Genomic DNA, 9,062 nt, shown 5'->3' on the forward strand with positions numbered 1-9,062 from the left:
CAGGAAGTGGTGCACAAGTGGCAACTGATATTTTAAAAATATGGAATAATGGTAATATTACTATGATTCATGATGCCGTAGAATAAGAAAAATGATTTCTTAAACATCTATAAAACGCCTTATTTACTCAACTGTAACGGATTTCGCTAAATTTCTTGGCTGATCTACATGACATCCACGCATAACAGCTATATGGTATGAAAGTAATTGCAAAGGTATAGTAGCCAATAATGGAGTAAAAGCCTCTTCTGTTTCTGGAATTTCTATAATATGATCTGCAAGGTCTCTTACAATTGTATCTCCTTTAGTAACAACAGCAATAATTTTACCTTTTCTCGATTTTATTTCCTGAATATTACTTACAACCTTATCATAATGTCCCTTTTTTGTTGCAATAACAACTACTGGCATAGATTCATCAATTAAAGCAATTGGACCGTGTTTCATTTCAGCTGCAGGATATCCTTCAGCATGGATATAAGATATTTCTTTTAATTTTAAAGCGCCTTCTAAAGCAACGGGGAAATTATATCCTCTCCCTAAGTATAAACAGTTTGGTGCATCTTTATAAATGGCAGCAATTTCTTCAACTATGGCATTTACTTTTAATGTTTCTTCTACTTTAGAAGGAATCAAACTCATTTCTTGTATATACTCATTAAATTTAGAATTTGAAAGTTCACCTTTTAAATTCCCTAATTTTAAAGCGATTAAGGCAAGTACTGTAATTTGAGTAGTAAAAGCTTTTGTTGATGCAACACCTATTTCAGGTCCAGCATGTGTATATGCTCCGGTATCCGTTTCTCTTGCTATAGATGACCCTACAACATTACAAACTCCAAATACAAATGCACCTCTTGATTTTGCTAATTTTATTGCAGCTAACGTATCGGCTGTTTCGCCAGATTGTGAAATTGCAATTACAACATCTCCTTTATTTATTATTGGATTTCTATACCTAAACTCTGATGCATACTCAACTTCAACTGGTATTCTCGCCAAATCTTCAAATAAATATTCGGCCACCAAACCAGCATGCCAAGAAGTACCGCAGGCTACAATTATAATTCGGTTTGCATTTAAAAATTTAGCAATGTTATTATCAACACTACCCATTTTTATAATCCCTTGATTTGGTAAAAGTCGACCTCTATAAGTATCTAAAATAGCATTTGGTTGTTCATGAATTTCTTTCAACATAAAGTGTTCATAACCACCTTTTTCTATTTGCTCTAAGTTTAGTTTTAGTTCTTGAATGTTAGGTTCAACAATAGAATTATCATGAATTTTATGAATTCTTATATCTTCTCCTATTTTAATTATTGCTAACTCTTCATCATCTAGATATACTGCATCTTTAGTGTATTCAATAAATGGTGATGCATCTGATGCTACAAAAAATTCTTCATTATTTTCACCAATACCAATGGCAATAGGGCTCCCTAAACGTGCAACAATTATTTCATCTGGTTTTGACACATCAAAAACAGCAATTGCATAAGCTCCAACAGCATTTGTTAATGCTAATTGAACAGCTTTTTCTAAGGAACAATTATTCTTTTTTTGAACTTCTTCAATTAAATTAATTAAAATTTCAGTATCCGTATCACTTTTAAAAGTATATCCTCTTGTTAAAAGTTCTTTTTTTAAGGTGTTATAATTTTCAATAATACCATTATGAACAATTACTAATTTACCTGAATTTGAAATATGTGGATGAGAGTTTTCATCATTTGGAATTCCATGAGTAGCCCAACGTGTGTGTCCTAAAGCTAAACCTCCTTCAATATTATTATTTGCAACTAATTCTTTTAAATCTGAAACTTTCCCTTTTGTTTTATAAAGGTTTACTTGATTACCATTCGTTAAAATAATTCCAGCGCTATCATAACCTCTGTATTCTAAACGTTGCAAACCATTCATTACAATTGGATATGCTTTTCGATAACCTAAATAACCTACAATACCACACATAAAGTTTAGTCTAATTAATTATTAATTTCGGAATATGAAATTTCTAGTTTAACTCTCTTTTCACCTGCACTTGCATCATGATTATATAAAACTACTCCTTTTGGATTCCAACTAAAGTTTTTAATAGAAGTATCTGTAGCACTTATTGGCGTATCCGTTGAACCATATACTTTTAACCCTAATTTTATCAAATCCAAAGGTTCATCTAGGGTTAATAATTCTGAAATATAATCAGTTATTCTAAAAACATATCTATATGGTTTCCCATCTTCATCTCGTTCTAACGCTCCTCCTATGATTAATAAGCCTTCCGTCATCATATCTAATATTTGAGAATTCTCATCATTGTTATACAAAAAAAGTTGCTCAGGTACAATATTGCTTGAAGCATTTTGATCTACATAAAAAATTAAATTTGCATCTGTAATTAACCAATTATTACCTTGTAAATCTTGCAAATTTTCATTACTTAATAATTCTACAGTTGCTATAGATCCTGCAGCACCTTGCACATACAATCTATCATTTCCGCTTGCTTTTGTATAGCTATTATCTCTTTTTAATGTATTCGCTTTAATTGAACCGAATGAGAAAACAAAATCTTCCTTAACTCTTACGCCATTCTCACCTGTTGTTCCATTACCGTTTAAATCCACACCTTCTGCTTCATCTTGGTCATTAGAATAATAAATTGTCATGTTCGTATTTGACATATCTAATGAAATTAGATGTGATTTATCATTATTCAATTCTTCAGCCTCAATATACAACCCTCTAAAATAATGTTGAAAATCCTCAACTGATGCAAATTCGGCACTAGAAGCATTATCAACAAAAAGTTGTTGAATCATAGCTTCATTTAATGGAATTTTTATTGTTGGACTTAAATTGGACTGCTTAATTGTATCAATATCGTAAGAAGCAGCATCAGGCATATATCTTTTAATATAAGCTACAGTATCATCTGGATTGACTTTAAAATTTCCTGAAAACAATGAAGTTCCCCCTTTTTGAAATTCTTTATCTGAATAATAAACAGCTCGTTTAGAAGGATCTTCAGGGTCAAGAGTGTTTAAAAATGTTTTTAATTCATAAACATTTAATTGAAATTCTACATCTCTATCTCCAAAAACAGAATCTATAACAAAACTTGGCTTGCCATCGGTATAATTTTCTAAATTTCTTGTAGATTGATAAGGAATATAAACTATTACTGAATCTATTGCTGCATTAGTACCGTAAGTATAATTTTCTCCAGTTACTGGAATTACTAATTGAGATACAATTGAAGCTTTTAATTTTCCAAATTCAGTATCAGAATAAACGCCTAACAAATATTGAGGTACTCCATTAGAAATAACTCTATCTACATTTTCGTTAGTTGTTATTACTTCTGAAAGAAAATTATCTGTATTAAAATTCTTGTTATCAACTAGATTAACACCAATACTTTCTATTTCTTTTTCGCAAGAAATTATTGTAAAAAATACTATTGAGGTTAGCCCTAAGTATTTTAATACTTTTACAACTTTAGTTGTCATATGTGAATTTTGATTTTTAATGATTAAACTATAAAACTTTGTTTAAATAAAATTCAGTGTAAGCAGTATCAAATTCACTTACGTGAAAATAATCTAATACAGGCTTGTCACTTGTTTTTAAAAATTCTTCTATTTCGGTTGGCAATTCTTCACTTCCTTTAATAATAGCGTCAGAATTTTCAATAGCATTTAATAAAATATTTGTATAGTTTGGGTTAGAGATTGTTTTAATTTTTGATTCGTCAATATTATCAAACTTAATTTTTTTAGAAAAATCATTACTTAATTCACCTTCAAAACCAGTATTGTAAACAGATGTTACTATTTTACTGCTATTAAATAATGCATCATCTTTATAATATTCTTTAATATATAATGGCAAAAGAGATGCCATCCATCCATGAACGTGAATAATATCTGGTGCCCAATTCAATTTTTTTACAGTTTCCACAACTCCTTTTGCAAAAAAGATAGCTCTTTCATCGTTGTCTTCAAACAAGGTATTATCTTCATCTGTATATAATGCTTTTCTTTTAAAATACTCTTCATTATCAATAAAGTAAACTTGCATTCTTTCTTTTGGTATTGAAGCTACTTTAATTATTAATGGCATATCCATGTCATTAATAACTAAATTCATACCCGATAAACGAATTACTTCATGAAGTTGATGCCTTCTTTCGTTAATTAAACCGAAGCGTGGCATAAAAATTCGGGTTTGTCCACCTTTACCATGAACCATTTTTGCTGTTTCAAATGATGTTGTTGACAATTCATTTTCTGGCAAATATGGCACAACTTCTGAAGAAACAACCAATACTCTCTTATCTTTCATAAACCAACTCTATTTTTAATAGTATGCAAAATTACGAAAATTAATGTAGAATTAAGCTTGAAAAATGTAAGTTTGCACGCTTTTAACGTTTATTAACAATACTATATGTTAGTTTTTGCTAAAATAAAATCAGTACTACAAAGAATTCAGTCGTTAAAAAAAGGGGCTTCTATAGGTTTTGTACCTACTATGGGGGCACTTCACAAAGGTCATTTGTCTCTTATTGAGCAAGCTAAAAAAGAAAATGATATTGTTATAGTTAGTATTTTTGTGAACCCAACTCAATTTGACAAAAAAGAAGATTTAATTAACTACCCAAAAACTATTGATAGTGACTTATCTCTTTTAAAATCTGTATATTGCGATATCGTTTTTACGCCAACTGCTGAAGAAATCTACAGCAATAATATTACATCTCAACTTTTTAATTTTGATGGTTTAGAGTACCAAATGGAAGGAAAATTTAGAGATGGACATTTTGATGGCGTTGGGACCATCGTTAAACGATTATTTGAAATTGTGACACCTACAAAATCTTATTTCGGAGAAAAAGATTTTCAGCAACTACAAATTATTAGAAAAATGGCTGAAAAACACCAAATTCCTACTAAAATTATTGGGTGTGAAATTTATAGAGAAGATGATGGTTTGGCAATGAGTTCTAGAAATAGCAGACTGACAAAAGAGCATAGAGCAATTGCACCTTTTATATATAAAACTCTAAAAAAAGCTAAAAATGAGTTTGGCACAAAAAATGCTCAAGAAGTTATATATTGGGTTGAAAATGAGTTTAAAAAACAACCGTTATTAGCGCTAGAATATTTTGAAATTGCTGATGAAGATACCCTTCAGCCAATAAAAAATAAAGATTCAAAGCAAAAATACAGAGCTTTTATAGCTGTTTTTGCTGATAAAATTAGACTTATAGATAATATAAGTTTGTAAAATAAGAGTAGATTAACACAAAATTATTAATTTTGCACTATGCAAATACAAGTAGTAAAATCAAAAATCCACAGAGTTAAGGTTACAGGAGCCGACTTACAATACATTGGAAGTGTGACTATTGACGAGGATTTAATGGATGCATCAAATATTATTCAAGGAGAAAAAGTTCAAATTGTAAACATTAACAATGGGGAGCGTCTTGAAACTTATGCCATTCCTGGACCAAGAAACAGTGGAGAAATTACTTTGAACGGTCCTGCCGCTCGTAAAGTAGCTAAAGGAGATATTATCATTATTATTTCTTACGGAATCTTGGACTTTGAAGAAGCAAAGTCTTTTAAACCTACACTCATTTTTCCGAATGAAAATGACAATTCATTAACCTAAATTGATCAAAAAACTAAAAAAGATAAGTTTTATAACACTTCCAATCGCATTGGGAGTGTTTTTAATTTGGTATTCATTATCAAAGTTAACAGACAATGATATACAATCTATAGAAGCATCATTTAGAACGGCAAATTATTGGTGGGTTGTTTTGTCCTTAATTTTTGGAGCTTTAAGTCATTTATCACGCGCTTATCGCTGGCAATTTTTATTAGAGCCTTTAGGCTATAAGCCTAGATTAGCTAATAGTATTATGGCAGTTTTAATTGCTTATTTATTAAATTTAGTAATTCCAAGATCAGGTGAAATTGCGCGAGCAGCTAGCATAAATAAATATGAAAATATCCCATTTAAAAAAGCATTTGGGACCATTGTTGCTGAACGGGTAGCAGATGTAATTATGTTATTAAGTATTATTGGAGTTGCCTTTTTTTTACAAACTAAATTAATAAGTAGTTATATTTTTAAAGACGAAGGAGAAAGTAGTGTCTATTCTAAAATTCTAATTTTTGGTGTATTTCCATTATTTGTTTTTCTAATTTATCGATTTTTAAAAAAATCTAAAAATCTTATAATTGTAAAAATTGTAGCATTTATTAATGATTTATTAGACGGTGTAAAAAGTATTTTCAAAATGAAGAAAAAGTGGGAGTTTATTTTTCATACCATTTTTATTTGGGTCATGTATGTGTTAATGTTTTATGCCGTAACATTTGCATTACCAGAAACTACTAACCTTCCTTTTGCAGCCATTATTGTTGGCTTTGTAGTTGGTGGTTTAAGCATGGCTTTAACAAATGGAGGTTTAGGTACTTACCCTGTTTTTGTAGCAAGCGCACTTATTTTATACAATGTAGATGATAATCCGGCTCGTGCTTTTGGTTGGATTATGTGGACAGCACAAACCATTATGGTAATTGTTTTTGGTGGTTTATCCTTTTTATTACTTCCAATCTATAATAAATATCAAAAATAACTAAGAATTCTTAGTATATTTACTTCTTTCAACTTACTTAAAAATGGCTAAAACCAATTCAACTTTTTTCTGTCAAAATTGCGGAACTCAATATGCAAAATGGCTTGGACAATGTAAATCTTGCAACGAATGGAATACTATTGTTGAAGAAATTATTCAAAAAGAAGAAAAAAGAAAATGGAAACAAACATCCGAGACAAAAAAAATTAATAAAGCATTAAAAATTAATGAAATATCTTTAGATAAAGAAGATAGAATTTCAGCTAATAATAATGAATTTAATAGAGTTTTAGGTGGTGGTTTAGTAAAAGGCTCTATGTTGTTATTAGGAGGAGAACCAGGCATTGGAAAATCTACTCTATTGTTACAAATTGCATTAACAATACCTAAAAAAGTACTGTATGTTTCCGGTGAAGAAAGTCAATCTCAAATAAAAATGCGAGCCGAACGCCTACAAATTACAAATACAAACTGCTTAATTTTAACAGAAACAAATACCCAAAATATTTTTAAGGCTATTGAAGAAATAAACCCTGATGTTGTTGTAATAGATTCAATTCAAACGCTACATACCGAATACATTGATGCATCTCCTGGTTCTATTTCACAAATTAGAGAAACAACAGCCGAACTTATAAAATTTGCCAAAGAAACAGCTACTCCTGTGCTTTTAATTGGGCATATAACTAAAGATGGAAATATTGCAGGTCCAAAAATATTAGAACACATGGTTGATGTTGTTTTACAATTTGAGGGCGATAGAAATCATACATATAGAATATTACGAGCTAATAAAAACCGTTTTGGTTCTACTGCCGAACTTGGTATTTACGAAATGCAAAATATTGGCTTACGCGAAGTTGAAAATCCTTCTGAAATATTAATTTCTCAAAAAGAAGATGATTTAAGCGGTACGGCCATTGCAGCAACTTTAGAAGGTATGCGCCCTTTAATGATTGAAGTTCAAGCTTTGGTAAGTACGGCAGTTTATGGTACTCCACAACGTTCTTCTACAGGTTACGATACCAAACGTTTAAACATGCTTTTAGCAGTATTAGAAAAAAGAGCTGGTTTCAGATTAGGAGCTAAAGATGTATTTTTAAATATTGCTGGAGGTATAAAAGTTGACGATCCAGCAATTGATTTAGCTGTAATAAGTGCTATTTTATCATCAAATGAAGATGATGCAATTCCTCAAGATTTTTGTTTTGCTGCAGAAATAGGTTTGGCTGGTGAAATTCGCCCAGTTAACAGAGTAGAGCAGCGAATATTAGAAGCTGAAAAACTTGGATTTCATAAAATATTTATCTCAAAATTTAATAAAATAAGTAAAACTCCTCAATCAATTAAAATAGTAAAGGTTGCAAAAGTTGAAGACGTTTTCGCTAATTTATTCACATAAAAAAACCGAGATAAACTCGGTTTTTTTATAATATTTATTTTTAATTTTACTTCTTATTTACCTCAATTATATATTTTTCCAACGCCATAGTCATTGAAGGTGTTTCAGGTGTTGGAACTTCAATATTACATTTTAAACCGGCTTCTGTAGCTGCTTTCACAGTAGAATTCCCAAATACGGCTATACACGTATTATTTTGTTTAAAATTAGGGAAATTCTTGAATAAAGAATCAATTCCTGATGGGCTAAAAAACACTAAAACATCATAATAAACATCTTGTAAATCAGACAAATCACTCATCACAGTTTTATAAAAAATAGCTCGTTCCCAGTTTATTTCAAGATCATTTAAAATAGTTGGAACTGCTTCTTTTAACTTATCTGAAGAAGGCAATAGGAATTTTTCATCTTTATGTTTTTTAATAACTTTCGCTAGATCCTCAAAAGTTTTTTCTCCTACATAAATTTTACGTTTGCGGTAAACCACATATTTTTGTAAATAGAAAGCTACTGCCTCCGATTCGCAAAAATATTTCATTGAATCAGGAACGGTAAATCTCATTTCTTCTGCAACTCTAAAAAAATGATCAACAGCATGTCTACTTGTTAAAATAACTGCTGAATAATTTTTTAAATCAATTCTTTGAGCCCTAATATTCTTTGCTAAAACTCCTTCAACATGAATAAATGGTCTAAAATCAATTTTAACTTTTTGTTTTTCTGATAATTCTAAATAAGGAGAGTTTTCAGTCTTTGGAGCGGGCTGAGAAACTAATATAGTTTTCACTTTCATATTCTTCAATTTTATTTTTAAACAGTTAATTTTAAAACAATTATTAAAGGTGCTATTTCAAGGGCGCAAAGGTATAAAATAAAATAGAAGAAGTTATTATAAATAAATTTTTTATTATTGTACAATAATAAAATATACCTCAAACCCAATAATAAAACAACTAATAGAAAGGTGATTTTAAGAAATAATTCTTGAAATTTATTAGC

At 29.9% G+C, this 9,062-nt stretch carries 9 protein-coding genes; 4 read left to right on the forward strand and 5 right to left on the reverse strand.

What is annotated here, in order from left to right:
* Positions 1 to 123: 123 nt before the first annotated feature.
* The 3 genes from glmS to Q0352_RS09650 are packed head-to-tail and all read right to left on the reverse strand — an operon-like array spanning position 124 to position 4,350.
* Positions 124 to 1,974: a glutamine--fructose-6-phosphate transaminase (isomerizing) gene (gene glmS, locus Q0352_RS09640; protein ID WP_299527091.1), complete on the reverse strand. Its 1,851-nt coding sequence runs from the start codon at positions 1,972 to 1,974 to the stop codon at positions 124 to 126.
* A gap of 14 nt (positions 1,975 to 1,988) precedes the next feature.
* Positions 1,989 to 3,515, reverse strand: a complete 1,527-nt coding sequence (locus Q0352_RS09645; protein ID WP_299527093.1) for a DUF4270 domain-containing protein — start codon at positions 3,513 to 3,515, stop codon at positions 1,989 to 1,991.
* A gap of 28 nt (positions 3,516 to 3,543) precedes the next feature.
* Positions 3,544 to 4,350, reverse strand: coding sequence for a glycogen/starch synthase (locus tag Q0352_RS09650; protein ID WP_299527094.1), 807 nt, complete (start codon positions 4,348 to 4,350; stop codon positions 3,544 to 3,546).
* A 105-nt stretch (positions 4,351 to 4,455) separates the two neighbouring features.
* Between Q0352_RS09650 and panC the strand changes: the two genes are divergently transcribed.
* From panC to radA, 4 genes are read left to right on the forward strand one after another with little or no spacing between them, the layout of a single operon-like run.
* Complete coding sequence (gene panC, locus Q0352_RS09655) at positions 4,456 to 5,295, forward strand: pantoate--beta-alanine ligase (RefSeq protein ID WP_299527095.1); 840 nt, start codon at positions 4,456 to 4,458, stop codon at positions 5,293 to 5,295.
* A gap of 39 nt (positions 5,296 to 5,334) precedes the next feature.
* Positions 5,335 to 5,685, forward strand: a complete 351-nt coding sequence (panD, locus tag Q0352_RS09660; RefSeq protein WP_299527096.1) for an aspartate 1-decarboxylase — start codon at positions 5,335 to 5,337, stop codon at positions 5,683 to 5,685.
* A gap of 1 nt (position 5,686) precedes the next feature.
* Complete coding sequence (locus Q0352_RS09665) at positions 5,687 to 6,661, forward strand: lysylphosphatidylglycerol synthase transmembrane domain-containing protein (protein WP_299527097.1); 975 nt, start codon at positions 5,687 to 5,689, stop codon at positions 6,659 to 6,661.
* A 43-nt stretch (positions 6,662 to 6,704) separates the two neighbouring features.
* The gene (radA, locus tag Q0352_RS09670) at positions 6,705 to 8,063 is read left to right on the forward strand and encodes a DNA repair protein RadA (RefSeq protein ID WP_299527098.1); all 1,359 of its coding nucleotides are present in this window, start codon (positions 6,705 to 6,707) and stop codon (positions 8,061 to 8,063) included.
* Positions 8,064 to 8,109: 46 nt separating this feature from the next.
* Here radA and Q0352_RS09675 read toward each other — a convergent pair whose 3' ends face one another.
* Positions 8,110 to 8,856: a uroporphyrinogen-III synthase gene (locus Q0352_RS09675; RefSeq protein ID WP_299527099.1), complete on the reverse strand. Its 747-nt coding sequence runs from the start codon at positions 8,854 to 8,856 to the stop codon at positions 8,110 to 8,112.
* Positions 8,857 to 8,873: 17 nt separating this feature from the next.
* Positions 8,874 to 9,032 carry a DUF4271 domain-containing protein gene (locus Q0352_RS14775; RefSeq protein WP_367274624.1) on the reverse strand — a complete coding sequence of 53 codons (159 nt, stop codon included), beginning with the start codon at positions 9,030 to 9,032 and terminating at the stop codon, positions 8,874 to 8,876.
* Positions 9,033 to 9,062: the final 30 nt, after the last annotated feature.

The sequence above is a fragment of the uncultured Lutibacter sp. genome (genome assembly GCF_937891065.1).
GTDB lineage: Bacteria > Bacteroidota > Bacteroidia > Flavobacteriales > Flavobacteriaceae > Lutibacter.

Bases quoted from the DNA above. Each gene is read 5' to 3' on its own strand.
- Q0352_RS09645 (WP_299527093.1), bottom strand. From the start codon at position 3,515: ATGACAACTAAAGTTGTAAAAGTATTAAAATACTTAGGGCTAACCTCA.
- radA (WP_299527098.1), top strand. From the start codon at position 6,705: ATGGCTAAAACCAATTCAACTTTTTTCTGTCAAAATTGCGGAACTCAA.
- glmS (WP_299527091.1), bottom strand. From the start codon at position 1,974: ATGTGTGGTATTGTAGGTTATTTAGGTTATCGAAAAGCATATCCAATT.
- Q0352_RS09650 (WP_299527094.1), bottom strand. From the start codon at position 4,350: ATGAAAGATAAGAGAGTATTGGTTGTTTCTTCAGAAGTTGTGCCATAT.
- panD (WP_299527096.1), top strand. From the start codon at position 5,335: ATGCAAATACAAGTAGTAAAATCAAAAATCCACAGAGTTAAGGTTACA.
- Q0352_RS09675 (WP_299527099.1), bottom strand. From the start codon at position 8,856: ATGAAAGTGAAAACTATATTAGTTTCTCAGCCCGCTCCAAAGACTGAA.
- panC (WP_299527095.1), top strand. From the start codon at position 4,456: ATGTTAGTTTTTGCTAAAATAAAATCAGTACTACAAAGAATTCAGTCG.